16 protein-coding genes are annotated in these 21,118 nt (G+C 64.6%); 12 read left to right on the forward strand and 4 right to left on the reverse strand.

Annotated elements, in window-relative coordinates; translation table 11 throughout:
• Positions 1–126: 126 nt before the first annotated feature.
• Together hydA and QD208_RS01030 are read right to left on the reverse strand one after the other, a co-directional pair.
• Positions 127–1,569: a dihydropyrimidinase gene (gene hydA, locus QD208_RS01025; protein WP_279835306.1), complete on the reverse strand. Its 1,443-nt coding sequence runs from the start codon at positions 1,567–1,569 to the stop codon at positions 127–129.
• A gap of 84 nt (positions 1,570–1,653) precedes the next feature.
• The gene (locus QD208_RS01030) at positions 1,654–2,556 is read right to left on the reverse strand and encodes a nitrilase-related carbon-nitrogen hydrolase (RefSeq protein ID WP_279835308.1); all 903 of its coding nucleotides are present in this window, start codon (positions 2,554–2,556) and stop codon (positions 1,654–1,656) included.
• A 486-nt stretch (positions 2,557–3,042) separates the two neighbouring features.
• On the opposite strand from QD208_RS01030, the gene QD208_RS01035 reads away from it, so the two are divergent.
• Positions 3,043–3,438: a hypothetical protein gene (locus QD208_RS01035; RefSeq protein ID WP_279835309.1), complete on the forward strand. Its 396-nt coding sequence runs from the start codon at positions 3,043–3,045 to the stop codon at positions 3,436–3,438.
• Between the two features lie 4 nt (positions 3,439–3,442).
• Positions 3,443–4,921, forward strand: coding sequence for an NCS1 family nucleobase:cation symporter-1 (locus QD208_RS01040; protein WP_279835457.1), 1,479 nt, complete (start codon positions 3,443–3,445; stop codon positions 4,919–4,921).
• Positions 4,922–5,042: 121 nt separating this feature from the next.
• Here QD208_RS01040 and QD208_RS01045 read toward each other — a convergent pair whose 3' ends face one another.
• Positions 5,043–5,936: a LysR family transcriptional regulator gene (locus QD208_RS01045; RefSeq protein ID WP_279835310.1), complete on the reverse strand. Its 894-nt coding sequence runs from the start codon at positions 5,934–5,936 to the stop codon at positions 5,043–5,045.
• Between the two features lie 286 nt (positions 5,937–6,222).
• Between QD208_RS01045 and QD208_RS01050 the strand changes: the two genes are divergently transcribed.
• The 10 genes from QD208_RS01050 to QD208_RS01095 all read left to right on the forward strand — a co-directional run bounded on the left by QD208_RS01050 (position 6,223) and on the right by QD208_RS01095 (position 20,217).
• On the forward strand, positions 6,223–7,332 hold the full coding sequence (locus tag QD208_RS01050) for an S-(hydroxymethyl)glutathione dehydrogenase/class III alcohol dehydrogenase (RefSeq protein ID WP_279835312.1): 1,110 nt from the start codon (positions 6,223–6,225) through the stop codon (positions 7,330–7,332).
• 122 nt (positions 7,333–7,454) lie between these two features.
• Positions 7,455–8,318, forward strand: a complete 864-nt coding sequence (gene fghA / locus QD208_RS01055; protein WP_279835313.1) for an S-formylglutathione hydrolase — start codon at positions 7,455–7,457, stop codon at positions 8,316–8,318.
• Between the two features lie 687 nt (positions 8,319–9,005).
• A complete protein-coding gene (locus QD208_RS01060; protein ID WP_279835458.1) occupies positions 9,006–10,187 on the forward strand; it encodes a GlxA family transcriptional regulator in 1,182 nt (393 codons plus the stop codon).
• Positions 10,188–10,370: 183 nt separating this feature from the next.
• A complete protein-coding gene (mtgA, locus tag QD208_RS01065) occupies positions 10,371–11,234 on the forward strand; it encodes a monofunctional biosynthetic peptidoglycan transglycosylase (protein WP_279835314.1) in 864 nt (287 codons plus the stop codon).
• Positions 11,235–11,482: 248 nt separating this feature from the next.
• Positions 11,483–12,493, forward strand: a complete 1,011-nt coding sequence (locus tag QD208_RS01070) for a dipeptidase (RefSeq protein WP_107335565.1) — start codon at positions 11,483–11,485, stop codon at positions 12,491–12,493.
• Between the two features lie 99 nt (positions 12,494–12,592).
• The gene (locus tag QD208_RS01075; RefSeq protein ID WP_107335564.1) at positions 12,593–13,129 is read left to right on the forward strand and encodes a DUF5943 domain-containing protein; all 537 of its coding nucleotides are present in this window, start codon (positions 12,593–12,595) and stop codon (positions 13,127–13,129) included.
• A 272-nt stretch (positions 13,130–13,401) separates the two neighbouring features.
• Entirely contained in the window at positions 13,402–15,480 is a 2,079-nt protein-coding gene (gene dgcA / locus QD208_RS01080; protein ID WP_043333738.1) for a dimethylglycine demethylation protein DgcA, read from the forward strand.
• 88 nt (positions 15,481–15,568) lie between these two features.
• Entirely contained in the window at positions 15,569–17,770 is a 2,202-nt protein-coding gene (locus tag QD208_RS01085) for a (Fe-S)-binding protein (RefSeq protein ID WP_279835316.1), read from the forward strand.
• A complete protein-coding gene (locus QD208_RS01090) occupies positions 17,767–19,239 on the forward strand; it encodes an electron transfer flavoprotein subunit alpha/FixB family protein (protein ID WP_279835317.1) in 1,473 nt (490 codons plus the stop codon). Before QD208_RS01085 ends, QD208_RS01090 begins: the two co-directional genes overlap by 4 nt.
• A 33-nt stretch (positions 19,240–19,272) precedes the next feature.
• A complete protein-coding gene (locus QD208_RS01095) occupies positions 19,273–20,217 on the forward strand; it encodes an electron transfer flavoprotein subunit beta (protein ID WP_279835318.1) in 945 nt (314 codons plus the stop codon).
• A gap of 86 nt (positions 20,218–20,303) precedes the next feature.
• Here the strand turns inward: QD208_RS01095 and QD208_RS01100 are convergent, their stop codons facing one another.
• Positions 20,304–21,020: a DUF4174 domain-containing protein gene (locus QD208_RS01100; RefSeq protein ID WP_279835320.1), complete on the reverse strand. Its 717-nt coding sequence runs from the start codon at positions 21,018–21,020 to the stop codon at positions 20,304–20,306.
• Positions 21,021–21,118: the final 98 nt, after the last annotated feature.

The raw sequence follows: 21,118 nt of genomic DNA on the forward strand, positions 1-21,118 counted from the left end.
TGCAGGCGAGTCGGGTTGCGCTCAGGGACTGGCAGCGCGTCAGGTGCGCCGCCAGGCCGTCGTTCAGTCGTGCCGTACTGGTCTCAGCCGTGTCGTACTGGTCTCAGGTGGGCCGTTCGCCGACCGTCAGCTGCGATCCACGGCGCTGACGACGTTGCTCTCGGCGCGGGCCTTGAGCTGGTCGAACACGCTGGGGTAGGCCGGACGCTCGACATACTGGCCGTGGCCGCGCTTGGCATGCAGTTCGCCATCGCGCCATGCCCAGTCGCCGCGGCTGATGGTGTGACGCGGAATGCCCTTGACGGTGCGGCCTTCGAAGATGTTGAAGTCGATGTTCTGGTGGTGGGTCTTGGCCGAGATGGTGCGTTCGGCGTTGGGGTCCCAGACCACGATATCGGCGTCGCTGCCGACGCGGATCGCGCCCTTGCGCGGATAGAGATTGAAGATCTTGGCCGCATTGGTGGAGGTCAGGCCCACGAAGTCCTCGGCGGAGAAGCGCCCGGTGTTGACGCCTTCGTGCCACAGCATCGCCATGCGGTCCTCGACCCCGGCGGTGCCGTTGGGAATCTTCGAGAAGTCGTCCTTGCCCATTTCCTTCTGCTCGGCGCAGAAGCAGCAGTGATCGGTGGCGGTGGTCTGCAGATCACCGGACTGGATGCCGCCCCACAGCGCCTGGCGATGCTCCAGCGAACGGAACGGCGGGCTCATCACGTGGCCGGCCGCGAATTCCCAGCTCTTGTTCTGATAGACCTCTTCATCGATCAGCAGGTGGCCTGCCAGCACCTCGCCGTAGACCGGCTGACCGTGCTCGCGGGCGTAGCGGATCTCCTCCAGCGCATCGGCGGTGGAGACGTGGACCAGATACACCGGCGTGCCCAGGGTGCCGGCGATGCGGATGGCACGGCTGGCGGCCTCGCCCTCGACCTGCGGCGGGCGCGACAGCGGATGCGCCTCCGGGCCGGTGATGCCGTCGGCCAGCAGCTTCTGCTGCAGGTGGTAGACCAGCTCGCCGTTCTCGGCATGCACGGTGGGAATCGCGCCCAGTTCCAGGCAGCGCGCGAAGCTCGAGACAAGGGTGTCGTCCGGCGCCATGATGGCGTTCTTGTAGGCCATGAAGTGCTTGAAGCTGTTGACGCCGTAATCGGCGACCAGCGTCGCCATGTCCTGACTGACGCTCTCGTCCCACCAGGTGACGGCGACGTGGAAGCTGTAGTCGCAGCACGACTTCTCGGCCCATTCGCGCCAGGTGTGATAGGCCTCCATCAGTGGCTGCTGCGGGGAGGGGATCACGAAATCGATGATCATGGTGGTGCCGCCGGCCAGCGCCGCGGCAGTGCCGGTCTGGAAGTCTTCGCTGGCCACGGTGCCCATGAAGGGCAGCTGCATGTGGGTGTGCGGGTCGATGCCGCCGGGCATCACCAGACAGCCGCTGGCGTCGATCACCTCGCAGTCGTCCGGTACGTTCAGGTCGGTGCCGATGGCGGTGATGGTCTCGCCGTCACACAGCACATCGGCGGTGTAGCGCTCTTCGTGGGTCTGGATGCTGCCGCCCTTGATCAGGATTGCCATGAATCTCTCCCGGCCGCATCGCGCGGCCTTGTCCGGCATTGAGTGTCAGGTCGTCTTGTTGTTGTCGTGCGGGTCGTCAGTCCGTCACTCGCCGTCGGTGAGGCGGGTATAGGCATCGGGGCGACGGTCGCGGAAGAACTGCCAGTTGTTGCGCACCTCGCGCACCATCGACATGTCGAGGTCGTGGATCAGCAGCTCATCCTCGGTGGCGCTGGCCTGGGCTTCGATCTGGCCGCGTGGATTCACGAAGTAGGAGGAGCCGTAGAACTCGCCGATATCCCAGGGCTGTTCATGGCCGACGCGGTTGATGGCGGCGATGTAGCAGCCATTGGCGGCGGCGGAGGCGGGTTGCTCCAGCTCCCACAGGTATTGGGAGAGGCCCGCGACGGTGGCGGAGGGATTGAAGATGATCTCGGCGCCGTTGAGCGCCAGTGCGCGCCAGCCTTCCGGGAAGTGGCGGTCGTAGCAGATGTAGACGCCGATGCGCCCGTAGGCGGTGTCGAAGACCGGCCAGTCGGACTTGCCCGGCTTGAAGAAGAATTTCTCCCAGAAGCCCGCCACCTGCGGGATGTGGGTCTTGTGATACTTGCCCAGATAGCTGCCGTCGGCATCGATGACGGCGGCGGTGTTGTAGTACACCCCCGGCTGCACTTCCTCGTAGATGGGCACGATGATCACCATCTGATGCTTCTTCGCGTACTGCTGCATCAGGGTGACGGTGGGGCCGTCGGGCACGCGCTCGGCGGCGGCATACCACTTGGCATCCTGGCTCGGGCAGAAATAGGGCTGATTGAAGACTTCCTGGAAGCACAGGATCTTGACGCCTGCCTCACCGGCCTGGTCGATCAGCGGCAGGTGGGCCTCGTTCATGGCATCACGGATCTGCGCGGGCTCGAGGTCGGTGGAGACGTTGAGTCCCATCTGGATGACGGCGCAGCGCAGCTTGCCGGCATCCTCGGTATAGGAGGTGCGGGAATCGTTCGACATGTCTTCCTCATCGGGCGCTTGGCGCCGGTTGTTGTTGTCTTCAATGAGTGCTGGTGGGCTGAACGGGTGAGCAGGGATAGCGCGAAATGGCCCCAGGAAAAACACGCCGCCTGCCTGGCAAGCCTGCATGCCGCTGGCAAGCATCGTGGGTCAGGAAAGGTCCAATTTAAATCCTGTCTCACCAGTCAGCTTAATGAACATTAGACAGTGTTCCCGCGTTCGGCAAGATGAAGTTTCAAATAAAGTCTTGTGGATTTATCTTGTTGTTATCAAAGAGTTTTATTCAATAAAAGGCCATATTTCACCATTGTGGTGCCTGGAGAATCAGCGTGGTTCACGTGATTTTCAAGGTAAAAGGTGATGCACAACAGTGGCTTGTGATCGTTTGCGGGGACATTGCGCAAGACCGCCTTGCACCAGCTTGGAACCTGACCATACTGACAGTTGGCGCGAACACGGCTTGTCGCCACCTGACAGGCGTCATGCATGAAAATACGCGCCATTGCATCTCAAGTTGTCTTGCAAGACAGGTTTGATTTGTCGGCAATAATCCGGCCGGCGGCATGCGATTTGCCACAGGGTTTTGCACACGAACTGCGCAAGGTGTTTCTTCTACACGGCCTGCCACAGATTCGTCTGCCGCAGAATCTTATGCATCAGAATCTTCTGCATGCAGTGCCGTATGAAGTGTGCCTGAAGAAGTGTGCCGAACGGGGAGGAGCGAAAAGGAGTCAGGAAAGCGACGGAGAAGGTGAGGAAGACAAGAAACGACAAGTGACACAAGGCAAGCGCAGTGCATCACCCTCAACAATAACAACAGCTGAACAGGTGAGGACTCATGGCCCCGACACAGACGCGCTCGCACATGGTGCGCAGCAATGAGGAAATGATCGAGCTGGTGGTGGCACAGGATGTCGCCCGCAGCCCGCGTTACAACGAGGATATCGCGCCGACCAAGAGTGCCGAACGCACCTGGTCGCGCTGGAACATCGCCGCACTGTGGGTCGGCATGTCGATCTGCGTGCCGACCTACACCCTGGGTGGCGTCCTGACCGCCTACTTCGGCCTGAGCGTCGGCGAGGCGCTGTTCACGATTCTGGTCGCCAACCTGGTGGTGCTGATTCCGCTGACCCTCAACGCCTTCCCCGGCACGCGCTTCGGGATTCCCTTCCCGGTGGTGCTGCGCTCCTCCTTCGGCATCATCGGCTCCAACGTGCCATGCATGATTCGCGCGGTGGTCGCCTGTGGCTGGTTCGGTATCCAGACGATGTTCGGCGGGCTGGCGATCCACCTGCTGCTGTCGAGCCTTTCGGCCGACTGGAAGGCGCTGGGCGGGGTAGGTGAGGTCATCGGCTTCTTCGTGTTCTGGGCGCTCAACCTGTTCGTGGTGATTCGCGGCGCGGAATCCATCAAGTGGCTGGAGACGCTGTCCGCGCCCTTGCTGCTGGCGGTGGGTGTCGGTCTGATGGTGTGGGCGCTGCCGCATACCTCGATCAGCGAGCTGTTGGCCCAGCCGCCGAATCGTCCCGAAGGCGATGGCGTGGCCAGCTACTTCATGGCGGGCCTGACCGCGATGGTCGGCTTCTGGGCGACGCTGTCGCTGAACATCCCTGACTTCAGCCGTTACGCGAAGAGCCAGAAGGACCAGATCGTCGGTCAGATCATCGGTCTGCCGCTGACGATGTTCTTCTTCGCCGCGCTCGGCGTGGTGCTGACCGCAGCGTCCAGCTCGCTGGTGGGCGAGACCATCTCCGACCCGGTCAACCTGATCGGTCGTATCGACAGCCCCGGCTGGGTCGCCATCGCCATGTTGCTGATCATCATCGCGACGCTCTCCACCAACACCGCGGCCAACATCGTCTCGCCGACCAATGACTTCCAGAATATCGCGCCGAAGTTGATCAACCAGACGCGCGGCGTGCTGCTGACCGGGCTGGTCGGGGTGCTGCTGATGGGCTTCGAGCTGATCAAGAAGATGGGCTGGATCGTCTCGGACGTCAGTCTCGAGAGTCTCTATTCCAACTGGCTGCTGGGCTATTCGAGTCTGCTGGGGCCGATCGCGGGGATCATGATCGTCGATTACTTCGTGATCCGTCGTCAGTCCTTCGATCTGCCGGCACTCTATCTGGATGGCAGCACCTATCCGGCCTTCAATCCGGCGGGCTTCATCGCCTTCTTCGTGCCGGTGGGACTGACGGTGATCAGCTTCTCCCAGCCCGGACTCTCCTGGTTCTATGACTACGGCTGGTTCACCGGCTCGCTGTTGGGCGCACTGGTCTACTTCGTTTCCAGCAAGCTGCTGGTCAAGGCGCCGCCGGTGCACCTGCCGGAGGCGGTGCCGGGCAGCGGAGCGCAACGCGCCTGACGCCGCTGGTGAACACGGTGAGTACAACGACAGACGGGCTGCCGATTGGCAGCCCGTCTGTCGTTCGTCGGCTTATCAACTCATCTGCTCATCGAGCCGTAAGCTCATCCTCAGCGGCGCGTCATGCGTCAAGGCCGGGGGTGCCATCTTCGAAGCGCTCGACCATGAAGTCGACGAACTGGCGCACCTTGGGCGAGAGGTGGCGGTGGCGGGGATAGACGATCCACACCCCGGTATCGCGCACCTGGTACTCATCCAGCACCGAGATCAGCTTGCCACTGGCCAGATGGGGCGCGACGTAATAGTCGGGAATCTGGGCAAGGCCGAGGCCCTTGAGCGTGGCGTCCAACAGCGCCGGGCCGGAGTTGGCCTGCCAGCCGCCGGTGATGCGCACCTCGCGGCGCTGGCCCTCGACCTCGAACAGCCACTCGCGCTTGGAACCGGCCAGACAGCGGTGACTGGAGAGCTCGGCCAGGGTGTGCGGGCGCGGCGCCTGCTGGAAGTAGTCATGCGAGGCGACGACGAATTCGCGGCGATCCACCAGCCGCCTTGCGATCAGCGAGGAATCCTTGAGCACGCCCATGCGAATGGCGACGTCGAAGCCCTCGTCGATCAGTTCCACCGGACGGTTGGTGAAGTGCATCTGCACTTCCAGTTGCGGGTGCAGCAGCTGGAAGTCGTTGACCAGCGGCGCGACGTAGCGCTCGCCGAAGGTGGTGGCGCTGGTCAGCTTGAGCACGCCGCTGGGGCGAGCGTGGAAGTCACCGATGGCCTGTTCGGCGGCGCGGAAGCCATCGAAGAGGTGATGACAGTGCTCGAAATACACCTGTCCGGCATCGGTGAGACGCGTCTGACGGGTGGTGCGGTAGAGCAATTGGGTATCGAGCTGGGCTTCCAGCTGGCTGATCAGACGACTGACATGTGAGCTGGACACCCCGAGATGACGGGCGGCACCGGAAAATGAGCCGATTCTGACGACTTCCACGAAGGCTTCGATACGGTCCCAGCGCTGCATGCTGGCTCCTCTTTCATTGTTGTTGAGTGGCAATAATCATCTGAGTGCCGACGGCTTAATCCCACCCGCATGACTGCGTAGACTGTGCTCCATGCCAAGCCCGCAAGGATGAACCGCAAGGACGAGCCCAGTGCCTGTCGCGTGGGGAGTCCCTCGGGCGACTCATCTACGCAACCTGTCAGGTGCTGCTACCTTTCATGGTGGCCTCCGTGGTGATCATCACCACACCAAGGGGCATGAGATTGGCAGCCAGTTTACCGCTATTGATGCTCACTAGGAGAGATTCATGAAATCACGTGCTGCGATTGCGCTGGAAGCCGGCAAGCCGCTGGAACTGGTCGAGATCGATGTCGAAGGGCCGAAGGCCGGTGAGGTGCTGGTACGCATCGTCAATACCGCCGTCTGTCACACCGATGCGTTCACCCTGTCCGGCGCAGACCCGGAAGGCCTGTTCCCGTCCGTGCTGGGCCACGAAGGCGCCGGTATCGTCGAGGAAGTGGGCGAAGGCGTGACTGGCCTGGTACCGGGCGACCACGTCATTCCGCTCTACACCGCGGAATGCGGCAAGTGCAAGTTCTGCCTCTCCGGCAAGACCAACCTGTGCAGCGCCGTGCGTGCCACCCAGGGTCGCGGCCTGATGCCGGACGGCACCTCGCGCTTCTCCCTCGATGGCAAGATGCTGCACCACTACATGGGCACCTCCACCTTCTCCGAATACACTGTGGTGCCGGAAGTCTCGCTGGCCAAGGTGTCCAAGGAAGCGCCGCTGGACAAGATCTGCCTGCTGGGCTGTGGCGTCACCACCGGTATCGGCGCGGTGATGAACACCGCCAAGGTCGAGCCGGGCTCTACCGTCGCCATCTTCGGCCTCGGCGCCATCGGTCTGGCCGCCATCCAGGGCGCGGTGATGGCCAAGGCGTCGCGCATCATCGCCATCGACATCAATGAAGACAAGTTCGACCTGGCCCGCAAGTTCGGTGCCACCGACTTCGTCAACCCGAGCAAGCTGTCCGTGCCGGTTCAGGAAGCCATCGTCGACATGACCGACGGCGGCGTCGACTACTCCTTCGAGTGCATCGGCAACGTCAACGTCATGCGTGCGGCGCTCGAGTGCGCGCACAAGGGCTGGGGCGAATCCATCATCATCGGCGTCGCCGGTGCCGGTGAAGAGATCTCCACCCGTCCGTTCCAGCTGGTGACCGGGCGCGTCTGGAAAGGCTCCGCCTTCGGTGGCGTCAAGGGCCGTACCGAACTGCCGGGTTACGTCGAGCGTTACATGAGCGGCGCGATCAACCTGGACGACTTCATCACTCACCAGATGCCGTTCGAGAAGATCAACGAGTCCTTCGATCTGCTGCATGAAGGCAAGTCGATCCGTACCGTGCTGAGCTTCTGATCCGGGGCTGAGCTGCCGCCGGGCAACGCGCGAAAGCGTGTTGCCCGGTGAGATCTGGAACGCGAAACGGCGTCGGCTTGCCGACGCCGTTTTCATGACGCGATACCACAAGGGAGAGCATGATGACCGCGACCGAACAACTCGAGCTGGTCAGCGCCAACAAGGTGCATGGCGGCTGGCTCAAGCGTTACCGTCACCGCAGCGGCAGCCTGGATTGCGACATGGTGTTCGCCATCTATCTGCCACCCCAGGCCGAACAGGGCCCGGTGCCGATGCTGTGGTGGCTGTCGGGGCTGACCTGCACCGACGAGAACTTCATGCAGAAGGCCGGCGCGCAGAAGAAGGCGGCGGAGCTGGGCATCGCCCTGATCTGCCCGGACACCAGCCCGCGCGGCGTCAATCTGGACGGCGAAGACGACAGCTACGACTTCGGCAGTGGCGCAGGCTTCTACGTCAATGCCACCCGCGAGCCGTGGGCGCGTCATTACCGCATGTATGACTATGTCACCGAGGAGCTGCCGGCGCTCGTCAAGCGGCACTTCCCGGTGGATGGCGAGCGTGAGTCGATCTCCGGTCACTCCATGGGCGGTCACGGCGCCCTGATCTGTGCGTTGAAGAATCCGGGCCGCTATCGTTCGGTCTCGGCCTTCGCGCCGATCGTCAATCCGATGGCCTGCCCGTGGGGCGAGAAAGCCTTCAGCGGCTATCTGGGCGATGACCGTAGCCAGTGGGCGCAGTGGGACGCCTGTGAGCTGGTCAAGCAGGTTCACGCCAGCGGCGCCGAGCGCCAGGAGCTGTTCGTCGAGCAGGGCGAAAGCGACCAGTTCCTCGAGGAGCAGCTCAAGCCGGAGCGCCTGGAGGCGGTCTGCGCCGAGCTGGATCACCCGCTGGTCCTGCGTCGTCAGCCCGGCTACGACCACAGCTACTTCTTCATGGCCAGCTTCATCGATGAGCATTTGACCTACCACGCGAAACACCTCCTTTGAGGTGTGAGTGTGGTAGCCGGTAGAAATGAAAGGCATGCGAAGCACCTGCTTTGAGGTGAGCCTCAGGCGTTGAGGTATGAAAGTGCCAATCGCAGCTGATCGCTCGCCGAGCAGAGACACTGCGTGAAAGACAGAAACGACAGTCCCGCTATCGATTGATGGATAGCGGGACTGTCGTTTTTTCGTCATGAGAAGCGGCGTTTTTCAGAACCTCAAGGCATGAAAGCCCGTTCTGGTGGCGTTTGCTTATGCTGCGTCAGTGGTAGCCAACTCAGGCGTTATTCTGTGCCGTGCGGCAACGATGATTTGCTGCACAGCGGCGATAAAGTCACTGCGCCAGGCAGGCGCGATGGTTTACTGTCGAGAGGTGGACAACGCACGACGTCCAGGCAGTGAATCACGACATCCCTGACGCTATCGGAATTGCAGAGGTCGCTTATTGACCTCCCCCTGATGGGGCCGATCGCCGATGTCGTCGCTGCTGGAGCCGACCCCTCAGGGTTCGCTCCCTGCTGAGACCCAATAACGATAATACTGCGGACCCCCGCCGGCCTCATCAGGCCACGGGAGAGGGCACCACGAGGCCCCGGTCTGCCACTCAAGCAGATATAGAGAAGGACTCCCCTCATGGCATTGACCAGTGGCCGTTTCGCCCGCCCGTACGAAGCTCACTCATCCGCTGCAGGAATGGCCGGCGAGACGCGCCAGCCGCAGACCATCGGCTTCCTGCTGCTCGACAGCTTCACGCTCATCTCGCTGGCCTCGGCGGTGGAACCGCTGCGCATGGCCAATCAGCTGGCCGGACGCGAGCTGTACCGCTGGTATACCGTGACGCTGGAAGGCGCCCCCGTGCGCGCCAGCGATGGCCTGCAGGTCACGCCCGATACCTCCACCGAGGCCTGCCCGCCGCTGGATATCGTCATCGTGTGCGGCGGCGTCGGCATCCAGCGCTCCGTGCATCGCCCGCATGTCAGCTGGCTGCAGGCCCAGGCGCGTGCCGGCCGCAAGCTGGGCGCCGTCTGCACCGGTAGCTGGGCGCTGGCCCAGGCGGGGCTGCTCGAAGGCCATGAGACCAGCATCCACTGGGAGTGTCTGGCCGCGATGCAGGAAGCCTTCCCGCGCGTGCCGCTGACCACACGACTGTTCTCCATCGATCAGGACCGCGCCACGGCCTCCGGCGGTACCGCGCCGATGGACATGATGCTGACCATGATCGGTCGCGAGCATGGCCGCGAGCTGGCGGCGGGCATCTCCGAGATGTTCATCTGCGATCGCGTACGTGGCGAGCAGGACCAGCAGCGCGTGCCGCTCAAGCATGTGCTGGGCACCACCCAGCCCAAGCTTCTGGAAATCGTCGCGCTGATGGAGGCCAATCTGGAAGAGCCCATCGGCCTGGACGAGCTGGCGCACTATGTCGATGTCTCGCGCCGTCAGCTGGAGCGGCTGTTCCAGCGGTATCTGCACTGCTCGCCGTCGCGCTACTACCTCAAGCTGCGCCTGACCCGCGCGCGTCAGCTGCTCAAGCAGACGGCGCTGTCGATCATCGAGGTGGCCTCGGCCTGCGGCTTCGTGTCCACGCCGCACTTCTCCAAGTGCTACCGCGAGTACTTTGGCATGCCGCCGCGTGATGAGCGCATCGGTGGCGAGCGCAGTGTCAGCGTGCTGGAGGTGCCGTGTCGCGCCGATGGCGATCATCAGCTGACCGGTGTCGCCAGTCTGGAAGGGCTGCTGCACCAGTCGATCGGCCAGAGCATGGTCGGCAATGCGCCGCTGCAATCGGCCAGCGAGTCCCCCGTCTCCTCGGCGATTCTGGCACTGGCCAATGCGCGCGGTGAGCCGACCTACGCCAGCGTGCGTCTGCAAGGCTGATGCCTGCCGACTGACAGCAGCTTCCCGCAATGTCCAACGCCTCTGCCGCTCCGGCAGGGGCGTTGTCGTTTTCACAGGAGCCACCGGCACGCTCTGGTACACTCGAAGGCACCAGGAATCAGTAGCTGACACGACAATGGCTCGGCGGCGAGCCACGACACGCACGACAGGGGACGGCAAGGGATGGCACGAGGACAGCAACGCAGGCAGGAAGGCACGGAGCGTGTGGCGGGTGCTCGGCGAGGGGCGACACGCCGCCCGGCGCCGCGTGCCGGCATGCGCCCGATGGAGCGCCTGCGCTGGCTGGCGGTGTGGGCATTCAAGGTCATCGCCTGCTGGATGGTGGCCTGCATCGGCCTGGTGGTATTGCTGCGCTTCGTGCCGCTGCCGGTGTCGATGGTGATGCTCGAGAAGTGGGGCTATGGCCTGGTCACCGGCGAGCCGATGGCGCTGCAGTATGACTGGGTGCCGATGGAGCAGATTTCCAACAATGCCCGTCTGGCGGTGATCGCCTCGGAAGACCAGAAATTCCCCGATCACTACGGCTTCGATGTCGATCAGATCGTCAAGGCCATCGATGCGCGGCTGGCCGGTGAGCGTCTGCGCGGCGCCAGTACCATCAGCCAGCAGACCGCCAAGAATGTCTTCCTGTGGAACGGGCGCAGCTGGGTGCGCAAGGGGCTGGAGGTCTGGTTCACCATCCTGATCGAGATGATCTGGCCCAAGGAGCGCATTCTCGAGGTCTACCTGAATGTCGCCGAATGGGGGCCGGGGGTCTTCGGCGTCGAGGCCGCGGCCGAGCATCACTTCAATACCGATGCCGCCAACCTTTCCGCCTATCAGGCCAGCCTGCTGGCGGCGGTATTGCCCAACCCGATCCGCTTCAATGCCGGCAAGCCCTCGGCCTATATCCAGCGCCGCGCCAGCTGGACGCGCCGTCAGATGAACAATCTCGGCATGGGCTACTTGAAGCGTCTGGAACAGCCGCGTGGCTGGCTGAGCTGGGACCTGCTGCCTTCGCTGAAGGAGCTGTCCCCCGCGCATTGACCGGCCTGACGCTACACCATCGGCTGTCCCACGACGCCCCGACTCTCTCGAGTCGGGGCGTCGTCGTTTCAGAAACGACAGCCCTGACGCGATTCGATAGCCACGGGTCGCATCTGGCGTCAGAGGGGAAAGAGGGCAGGACTATGCTGGCACAGCCTGCTGGAGATCGTGTTCCGGCAGGCTCTGTCCGCCGGGTACGGGCAGTGACCTGACTTCCAGAGCCGCCTGCCCAGCGCCGGAGCGACATGATGTCCGAATTCTCCTCCTCCTTCGGTGGGTCCGATGCGGCCCGCGCCCTGCACGATGACAGCATCGTCATCGATGGTCTGGTGATCGCCAAGTGGCAGCGCGAGCTGTTCGAGGACATGCGCAAGGGCGGTCTGACCGCTGCCAACTGCACTGTCTCGGTCTGGGAAGGCTTCCAGGCGACCGTCAACAACATCGTCAAGAGCAACCAGCTGATCGCCGAGAGCAGTGATCTGGTCTGCGTGGCGCGTACGGCCGCCGACATCCGCGCCGCCAAGGCCGCCGGCAAGACCGGCATCATCTACGGCTTCCAGAATGCCAACGCCTATGAAGACCAGATCGGCTATGTCGATGTCTTCAAGCAGCTTGGCGTGGGCATCGTGCAGATGTGCTACAACACCCAGAATCTGGTCGGCACCGGCTGCTACGAGCGCGACGGCGGCCTGTCCGGCTTCGGGCGCGAGATGGTCGCCGAGATGAACCGCGTCGGCGTGATGTGTGATCTCTCCCACGTCGGCTCGAAGACTTCCGAGGAAGTCATCCTCGAATCCAGGGTACCTGTCTGCTATTCCCACTGCGCGCCGGCCGGTCTCAAGGACCACCCGCGCAACAAGTCCGATGCCGAGCTGCGCTTCATCGCCGAACACGGCGGCTTCGTCGGCGTCACCATGTTCACCCCCTTCCTCAAGGCCGGCGTCAACGCCACCGTCGATGACTACGTCGAGGCCATCGAATACGTGATGAACCTGGTCGGCGAAGATGCCATCGGCATCGGCACCGACTTCACCCAGGGTCACGGCCAGGACTTCTTCGAGTGGCTGACCCACGACAAGGGCTACGCCCGTCGTCTCACCAACTTCGGCAAGATCGTCAATCCGGAAGGCATCCGCACCATCGGCGAGTTCCCCAATCTGACCGAGGCGCTGCTGCGTCGCGGCATGAGCGAGCATCAGGTACGCAAGATCATGGGCGAGAACTGGCTGCGCACGCTGGAAAATGTCTGGGGCGGCTGAGTCTGGCTGCCTGTTCCCTTTATTGATCGCTCTTACTTGATCTCTCTTTCCTGATCTCTCTTTTGCAATTCCCTCAAGCCCCCTTTCGAGGACACCGACATGAGCAAGATGGCCCCTGAACTGCCGATCGAAGTGGATAGCGAGACTGGCGTCTGGACGTCCGATGCGCTGCCGATGCTGTACGTGCCGCGCCACTTCTTCATCAACAACCATGTCGCGGTGGAAGAGGCGCTGGGCGTGGAGAAATACGCCGAGATTCTCTATCACGCCGGCTACAAGAGCGCCTGGCACTGGTGCGAGAAGGAAGCCGAGCTGCACGGCCTGGTCGGCGTCGAAGTCTTCGAGCACTACATGAAGCGCCTGTCGCAGCGCGGCTGGGGCCTGTTCATCACCGAGGAGATCGATCTGGAGCGCGGTACCTGCAAGGTGCGCCTGGAACACTCCTGCTTCGTCTATCAGCAGGGCAAGACCGGCACCAGGCTCGAGTACATGTTCACCGGCTGGTTCGCCGGCGCGATGGACCAGATTCTGGCTGCGCGTGGCAGCGAGCTGCGCACCGTCGCCGTGCAGACCCAGAGCGGCGGTGAGGAAGGCTGTGACGTGGGGTATTTCGAGGTCGCTCCCGGAACAGTGTGACGTTTTGGGATCCGCCACTCTCTATTCCATGGCTCGGGTCAAGGCCCAGGCCCGGCCCAGGCAAAAGGCAACAGCGCAGGCCGGCTGCCCGAGCATCTCTCTGTCACGACACTCACCACCCACAACAACGACAACGCAACGCCTGAGCGCCGCCTTTCCTGACATGCAAGACGCCTGACGCCAACTCCGCCGCCACCAGCAACGACTCGTGGCGGCGGGCAGGCCAGGCCAGCGTGACGAGGCGGCGCTCTCCCCGGCGAGGAGCTCTCACCATGGCATTCGACGCACTCTTCCAGCCGATCGAGATCGGCAAGCTGACCATCCGCAACCGCGTCGTCAGTACCGCCCACGCCGAGGTGTATGCCACCGATGGCGGCATGACCACCGAGCGCTACGTGCGCTACTACGAAGAGAAGGCCAAGGGCGGGTGTGGCCTGTGCATCTGTGGTGGCTCCTCGGTGGTCTCCATCGACAGCCCGCAGGGCTGGTGGAGCTCCGTCAATCTGTCGACCGACCGCATCATTCCGCATTTCCAGAATCTGGCCGATGCCGTGCACAAGCATGGCGGCAAGATCATGATCCAGATTACCCACATGGGCCGTCGCTCGCGCTGGGACGGCTTCGACTGGACCTCGCTGATGTCACCGTCCGGCATCCGCGAGCCGGTGCACCGCTCCACCTGCAAGACCATCGAGGTGGAGGAGATCCAGCGCATCATCGCCGATTTCGCCCAGGCGGCGCGGCGCGCCAAGGAAGGCGGCCTGGACGGCGTCGAGCTGTCCGCCGTGCACCAGCACCTGATCGACCAGTTCTGGAGCCCGCGCGTCAACAAGCGCACCGATGAGTGGGGCGGCAGCTTCGAGGGCCGTATGAAGTTCGGCCTCGAAGTGCTCAAGGCGGTGCGCGCCGAGGTCGGCGACGACTTCGTGGTCGGCATGCGCATCTGTGGCGATGAATTCCATCCCGATGGCCTGTCCCACGACGACATGAAGCAGATCGCGGCCTATTACGACGCCACCGGTCTGCTCGACTTCTTCGGCGTGATCGGCTCCGGCTGTGATACCCACAACAGCCTCGCCAACGTCATTCCCAACATGTCCTACCCGCCGGAACCCTTCCTGCACCTGGCGTCCGGCATCAAGGAAGTCGTCTCGATTCCGGTGATCCACGCCCAGAACATCAAGGACCCCAACCAGGCCGAGCGCATTCTGGAAGGCGGTTATGTCGACATGGTCGGCATGACCCGCGCCCACATCGCCGACCCGCACATCATCGCCAAGATCAAGATGGGTCAGCTCGACCAGATCAAGCAGTGCGTCGGCGCCAACTACTGCATCGACCGCCAGTATCAGGGCCTCGACGTGCTGTGCATCCAGAATGCCGCCACCTCGCGCGAATACATGGGCCTGCCGCATCAGATCGAGAAGACCAGCGGCCCGGTGCGCAAGGTCGTCATCGTCGGCGGCGGTCCGGCCGGCATGGAGGCGGCCCGCGTGTGCGCCGAACGCGGCCACGACGTGACGCTGTTCGAGGCCCGTGACGAGCTGGGCGGCCAGATCACCATCGCCGCCAAGGCGCCGCAGCGTGATCAGATCGCCGGCATCACGCGCTGGTATCAGCTGGAGCTTGCGCGCCTGAAGGTCGACCTGCGCCTGGGCACGCGGGCCGATGAGGCCACCATCCGTGACCTGCGCGGCGATGTGGTGATCCTTGCGGTGGGCGGTCGCCCGTTCATGGACCAGTTCGCGTCCTGGGGCTATGACGAAGACCCGGCCAAGAGCCTGATCGTCTCTTCATGGGACGTGCTGGATGGGCGCGTCGCGCCGGGCAGCAATGTACTGATCTATGACAGCATCTGCGAGTTCTCCGGGGTCTCGGTAGCCGACTATCTGGCCGACAAGGGCGCCAGGGTCGAGATCGTCACCGACGACATCAAGCCGGGTGCGGCGGTCGGCGGTACCACCTTCCCGACCTACTACCGCAGCCTGTATGCCAAGGAAGTCGTGATGACCTCCGACATGGTGCTGCATGAGGTCTACCGCGAAGGCGAGGGCCTGGTGGCGGTGCTCGAGAACGAATACACCGGCACGCTGGAAGAGCGCGTCGTCGATCAGATCGTGGTCGAGAACGGCGTGCGCCCGGATGAGGCGCTCTACTACGCCTTCAAGGACGGCTCGCTCAACAAGGGCCAGATCGACGTCGAGTCGCTCTACGCCATCAAGCCGCAGCCGTGCCTGAGCCAGGCCACCGAAGGCAATGATTACCTGCTGTTCCGCCTCGGTGACTGCAACGCACCGCGCAACACCCACGCCGCCATCTATGACGCCCTGCGTCTGTGCAAGGACTTCTGATGACGTGATCTGCCGAGCCGGCTGTTCCTATGCGCCGGCTCGGCAGTCGTCCGGTCGACAGCGGGCTTGAAGAAAGAGGGTGAGCAGCATGAATGACACGATCTTGTCGGTATTGATCTTCACCGCGCTGGCGCTGGCTGCCCTCGGCGCGGTCAAGCGCATCGGCCTGTGGCGCCAGGGGCGGGCGGACGCTACGTCCATGAGCATGGGAGAGCTGATCGCGAGCCTTGCCAAGGTGCCGCGCCGCTACGGGGTGGACCTGCACCACGTGGTCGCGCGGGACCGCTACATGGCCAACACCCACGTCGCCACCGGGGGTGGCTTCGTGGCCGCGGCGCTGCTGATGGTGGTGGTCTACGGCTTTGGCATCGACTCCGCCTGGCTGGGCGTCTTGCTGCTGCTGGCCAGTGGCGCGATGTTCGGTGGCGCGCTGTTCGTGCGTCGTCGTCGCCTCGACCCGCCGGCGCGCCTGTCGCTTGGCCCGTGGATGCGTCTGCCCAAGAGCCTGCTGGTGTTCTCCGCCAGCCTGTTCGTGATGAGTCTGTCACTGGTGCTGCCGGAAGGCGTCGGCGGCATGATCTCCGGCGGTATCCTCGGGCTGGTGCTGGTAGCGGGCATCGCCTGGGGACTGCTGGAGATGATCGTCGGCATGACCGGCGGCGGCTCGCGCATCACCGGGCCGATGAAGCATGCCTTCGCCGGCGCGCTGCATCTGGCCTTCCATCGGCGTCCGGCACGTTTCAGCACTCGTGACAGTGCGGGCATCCGCGACAGCGCGCTGCTGCCGCTGGACCTGACCAACCGCGAGGCACCGCTGGGTGTCGGCAAGCCGTCCGATTTCAACTGGCGTCAGCTGCTGGGCTTCGATGCCTGCGTGCAGTGCGGGCGCTGTGAAGCGGTGTGTCCGGCGTTCGCAGCCGGTCAGCCGCTCAATCCCAAGAAACTGATCCAGGACATGGTGGTCGGCATGGCCGGTGGCAGCGATGCCGCCTACGCCGGTTCGCCCTATCCGGGCGATGAGCCCAGGCGCGCGCCCGGCCAGCATGGCGGCGGCCCGCAGCAGACCATCGTCGGGGCCTCTCCGCATGCTCGCCCGGCAGCTCAGGCCGTTGACTCTGATAGCCAGACCGTTGCCTCTGGACCGATCCAGATCAAGGCGGCACCGGGTGAGGCGACAGATGGCGACAAGCTGATCCACGAGTTCAAGGTACTGGTCGAGCCGGAAACCCTGTGGGCCTGCACCACCTGTCGCGCCTGCGTCGAGGAGTGCCCGATGATGATCGAGCACGTCGATGCCATCGTCGACATGCGCCGTCACATGACGCTGGAGCAGGGCGCGACGCCGGGCAAGGGTGTCGAGGTGCTCGACAACCTGATCGCCACCGACAACCCGGGCGGCTTCGCGCTCGAAGCGCGTCTGCATTGGGCGGCGGATCTCGACCTGCCGCGCATCGCCGAGGTCCAGGCCGCCCGCGAGGCAGCGCGTGATCCGCGTCCGGTGGAAGCGCTGCTGTGGCTGGGCGATGGCGCCTTCGACATGCGCAACCAGCGCACGCTGCGTGCCTTCGTGCAGGTGCTGCGCGCCGCCGGGGTGGATTTCGCCATCCTCGGTGCGGAAGAACGTGACAGTGGCGACGTGGCGCGTCGTCTGGGCGATGAGGCGACCTTCCAGTCGCTGGCCACCCGCAATATCGCCACCCTGTCGAAGTATCGCTTCGCGCGCATCATCACCTGCGATCCGCACAGCTTCCACGTGCTGGGGCGCGAATATGCCGCCTTCGGTGGCGACTACCTCGTCAACCACCACACCAGCTACATGAACGAGCTGCTGGCGGCCGGTCGCCTGAGTCTCGATGCCACCAGACTGGCGACGCTCGGCGCGGTCACCTGGCACGACCCCTGCTATCTGGGTCGCTACAACGGTGAATTCGAGGCGCCGCGTAGCTTGCTGGCGGCGCTGGGGCTGGAAGTGCGCGAGATGCAGCGCTCCGGTTTCCGCTCGCGCTGTTGCGGCGGTGGCGGTGGCGCGCCGGTGACGGACATCCCCGGCAAGCAGCGTATCCCCGACATGCGCATGGGCGATGTGCGCGAGACCGGTGCCGAGGTCGTGGCGGTCGGCTGCCCGCAGTGCACCGCGATGCTGGAAGGCGTGGTGGCTCCGGCCGGTGAAGCCGAACCCCAGGTGCTGGATCTGGCGGAACTGATGGCGCGGGCGCTGGTACTGGAAGCGTCCACGCAAGGCTTGGCGGCGTCGACCACGCAGCCCACTGACGCGGAGGTGGCGGCATGACGATTCCCGTCGATCCACAAGCAACCGAGCGCCCACCGGTATCCCATCGAGAGGCGTTGCCACGCCGTGACCCGCGTCTGGAGCAGCAGGCACGCAATCGCCTGCACCCGCAGCACCTCATCGCGCTGCAGGCGCTGGGCCGCGGCGCGGCAGCCCCTCAGGAACGCTGGATGGGCCCGCAGGGCGTGATGCGTCGCGACCCCCACGTCGGCCACTTCATCGCCGCCAATGGTCGCAAGCGCATCGACCGCAGTGGCCGCTCCGGGCCTGCCGCGGCGGGTGCTGGCCAGCCCGCGGTCGTGGCCAAGGCGCGCGTACTGCCGCTGATCGAGATCGCATCACCCGCCTTCCTGATCGCGGTGGTGCCGGACATGACCGGTGGGCGACTCTCGAGTCACGACCGCGATGTGCTGGGGCTGGCGCGTCAGATCGCCGATGCCGATCCGGCGCATCAGGGCGCGGTGCTGGCCGTCACCTTCGGCACCTTGCGTGAGGATGGTGACGCCGCCGACAGTGTCGGGCTCGGCGCGGCGGGGGCCGATCGCTGGCTGCACTTTGCCGATACTCTCCACGATGGTTATGCGCCGCTGGCCCAGCTGGCGGAGCTTGAGGCCATCGATGGCAAGCTGGCACCACGGCTGTGGTTACTGCCGGAATCCCGCACTGGCGGCGGCGAACGCGGCCGACGTCTCGGTGCGCGCCTGCTGTGCCGGGGCGATGCGCTGGCGCGGCCCAGCGGCAATGCCTATCAGCTCGACGGCGAGCTTGCCGCCATCGGGCGTGGCGAGCTTGGCGAGGTGAACGTCACCGGGCGCAGCGGCAATGGTCAGCAGGATCTGACCCGCCCGCTGACCCGTATCGTGCTGTGCGAGGCGGAATGCGCCGAGCCGGTGGAAGATGTGCGCCACGCCGCGCTGCCGCTCGAGTGGGAGGCGGCCAGCACCGCGCACGCTGTGCCAGACGTGATCGAAGATCTTGGCCCGGTGGCCGTCGATCCCTCCGCGATCGCGCTGGGCGAGGCCGAATTCATTCTCTCGGCGGGCAATGGCATCCGCGATTGGGATGGCTTCCACCGCGCCGCCAGCCTGCTGGGGGCCACCGAAGGCGCCTCGCGGGTGGCGGTGGATGACGGCTTCATGCCGCGTGCCCGCCAGGTCGGCGCCACCGGTACCTGGGTGACGGCGCGGGTCTATGTCGCGGTGGGCATCTCGGGGGCCATCCAGCATCTGCAGGGCATCCAGCGCTGCGACAAGGTGGTGGCCATCAACACCGATGGCGGCTGTGACATGGTCAAGCGTGCCGATCTTTCGGTGATCGGTGACGCCGGGGCGATTCTCGCCAGTCTCTGTCAGCAGCTCGAGGCCGAACGCAGTGCCGGCGGTGATGCCTCGTCGGCGGGGCAGGCATCTGCCGCGGCCTCGGCGTCATCCAGTACGTCATCCGCCACGCTTGCCGCCGACGCGGCCTGAACTCGCGCCTGTGACAGGGGAAAGGAGAAGGACATGAAGGCAGATCGTTCGTCCGTTGCGCAGCAGGCCTTGGCGCCGCTTGAGGTCGTGAGCCTGGTATCGCTGGGGCAGCACCCGGTGTCGGGGCGTCTGCGGCGCGCCGAGCAGGACGCCCGCGCCCTGGAGCTGTGTCTGGCGCTGGAGCGTCAGTCGGCACCGGGTGCCGTAAGCCTCAGCGTCTGGCATGCCAGTGGCAGCGAGATCGCGCCCGGCAGCGAGCAGGACCAGGCGCTGCGCGGTTATCTGGGCATGGGGCTGGAGTCGTTGACGCTGGTGACGCCGGATGCTCTCGGCGCGGACCCGCTCAAGGCTGTCGGTTCGCTCATGGCTGACGATTCGTCGCTCAAGGATGTTGATTCGCTCAAGGCTGTTGATCAACCGGTCATCGATGTCTGGCCGCTGCTGGTCACGCGCCTCAAGCAGGCGGCCCCGCAGTTGGTGGTGTGTGGCGGCCAGGGCGAGACCGGCGAGGGCAGTGGCCTGCTGCCGCATCTGCTGGCGGAGAGCCTCGGCTGGCCGCTGGTGGAGGGTATCGTCGCGATCGAGAGCTGCGATGGCTTGCATGTCACCGCCTTGCAGGCGCTGCCACGTGGTCAGCGGCGACGGTTGCGCGTGAAGCTGCCGGCACTTGTCAGCGTCGATTCCGCGGCGCCGGCGGCGCGTCAGTCGGCCTTCGCGCAGGCGCGGCGCGGTGAGCTTTCTTCGCTGGCCAGCGGCGAGCTGGTGCATGATGCGCAGGCCGAGGCCTTCGGCGTGGCCCCGGCTCGCAAGCGTCCCAAGCGCTTGAAGCGCATCAAGGCGACCAGCGCGCGGGACCGCTTCAAGGCCGCGGCCGCCAAGGCCGAAGGGGGCGGTGGCAAGCGGCTGGAAGGCGTGAGCGCCGAGGAGGGCGCGGCGGAAATCCTCAAGCTGCTGCGTGAGGAAGGCGTACTGCGCTGAAGTCGCGCAGACGGTAAAAAGCCCCTGTCAGCTCGGCTGACAGGGGCTTTTTCATGCATCACAGAAGGTCGCTCCTTACAGAAAGGTCACTCCTCCCACTGCCAGTCCTCATCGTTCAAGGGGTCGGGCGAGGTGTGTTCGTCGGTGCCCTGGGGGGGCTTGCGCGCTGCCTGACTGGCTTCGCGCTGGCGCATCGGCATGTTGTCGATCACCTGATAGATCTGGTCGGGGGAGACGAAGCCTTCCTGCTGCATCTTCTTGCCGCCGTCCTTGCCCATCAGAATGACGGTGAAGGGCGCGCCCTCGCGCAATTGCATGGCATCGCGCAGGGCACGCACCTCCTCGAAGCTCATCGGCACGCCATCGTGGATGCCGCGCGTGCCCATCAGCGTATAGAGCGTCATGTCGCGTTGCTGCATCTCGCCACGCGTGGCACGCAGTTCCTCGCGCTGTCGCTCGAGGTCCCGGTCCTGCTCATCCGGCGCGATCAGCACCAGCGAGCGTCGGTTCCAGGTCTCGCCCAAAAGCGGATTGGCGGCGGGGTCGACATTGGCGGCGGTCATGGTGGTCTCCGCGGTGTCCGGCGAGGTCGGGGGCGGTGGTGCGCCTGTAGATGTCTCGGCGGGCGCGTTCAGGTCGGCGTCCGAATCCAGCAGGCTGATGGCATGCACCGGCGAGCTCAGCAGCAGGGCCGGCAGCAGGGCCAGCAACAAGAGGCTCATCAGGCCCGGCGTCAGCCTGTGATGCGAGAGCAGTCGAGGCAGCGCGGACAGTCTCTGCGTGGACGGTATGTGCGTGGACATGGCAGTCCTCCGGCAACGAATGATATGAGCTGGGTGTGCCAGCCTGGGCTGCAGAAGCAGGTTGCACAGGAGAATGGCACACCCCGGCTGACAGCCTC

This window comes from Cobetia sp. 29-18-1, assembly GCF_029846405.1.
In the GTDB taxonomy this organism is placed as follows: domain Bacteria; phylum Pseudomonadota; class Gammaproteobacteria; order Pseudomonadales; family Halomonadaceae; genus Cobetia; species Cobetia amphilecti.

What these genes read in the sequence shown, in the direction of transcription:
- QD208_RS01095 (WP_279835318.1), top strand. Translation starts at nt 19,273, where the DNA reads ATGAAGGCAGATCGTTCGTCCGTTGCGCAGCAGGCCTTGGCGCCGCTT.
- QD208_RS01100 (WP_279835320.1), bottom strand. Translation starts at nt 21,020, where the DNA reads ATGTCCACGCACATACCGTCCACGCAGAGACTGTCCGCGCTGCCTCGA.
- dgcA (WP_043333738.1), top strand. Translation starts at nt 13,402, where the DNA reads ATGGCATTCGACGCACTCTTCCAGCCGATCGAGATCGGCAAGCTGACC.
- QD208_RS01035 (WP_279835309.1), top strand. Translation starts at nt 3,043, where the DNA reads ATGAAAATACGCGCCATTGCATCTCAAGTTGTCTTGCAAGACAGGTTT.
- fghA (WP_279835313.1), top strand. Translation starts at nt 7,455, where the DNA reads ATGACCGCGACCGAACAACTCGAGCTGGTCAGCGCCAACAAGGTGCAT.
- QD208_RS01085 (WP_279835316.1), top strand. Translation starts at nt 15,569, where the DNA reads ATGAATGACACGATCTTGTCGGTATTGATCTTCACCGCGCTGGCGCTG.
- QD208_RS01040 (WP_279835457.1), top strand. Translation starts at nt 3,443, where the DNA reads ATGATCGAGCTGGTGGTGGCACAGGATGTCGCCCGCAGCCCGCGTTAC.
- QD208_RS01090 (WP_279835317.1), top strand. Translation starts at nt 17,767, where the DNA reads ATGACGATTCCCGTCGATCCACAAGCAACCGAGCGCCCACCGGTATCC.
- QD208_RS01060 (WP_279835458.1), top strand. Translation starts at nt 9,006, where the DNA reads ATGGCCGGCGAGACGCGCCAGCCGCAGACCATCGGCTTCCTGCTGCTC.
- QD208_RS01030 (WP_279835308.1), bottom strand. Translation starts at nt 2,556, where the DNA reads ATGTCGAACGATTCCCGCACCTCCTATACCGAGGATGCCGGCAAGCTG.
- mtgA (WP_279835314.1), top strand. Translation starts at nt 10,371, where the DNA reads ATGGCACGAGGACAGCAACGCAGGCAGGAAGGCACGGAGCGTGTGGCG.
- QD208_RS01045 (WP_279835310.1), bottom strand. Translation starts at nt 5,936, where the DNA reads ATGCAGCGCTGGGACCGTATCGAAGCCTTCGTGGAAGTCGTCAGAATC.
- QD208_RS01050 (WP_279835312.1), top strand. Translation starts at nt 6,223, where the DNA reads ATGAAATCACGTGCTGCGATTGCGCTGGAAGCCGGCAAGCCGCTGGAA.
- hydA (WP_279835306.1), bottom strand. Translation starts at nt 1,569, where the DNA reads ATGGCAATCCTGATCAAGGGCGGCAGCATCCAGACCCACGAAGAGCGC.
- QD208_RS01075 (WP_107335564.1), top strand. Translation starts at nt 12,593, where the DNA reads ATGAGCAAGATGGCCCCTGAACTGCCGATCGAAGTGGATAGCGAGACT.
- QD208_RS01070 (WP_107335565.1), top strand. Translation starts at nt 11,483, where the DNA reads ATGTCCGAATTCTCCTCCTCCTTCGGTGGGTCCGATGCGGCCCGCGCC.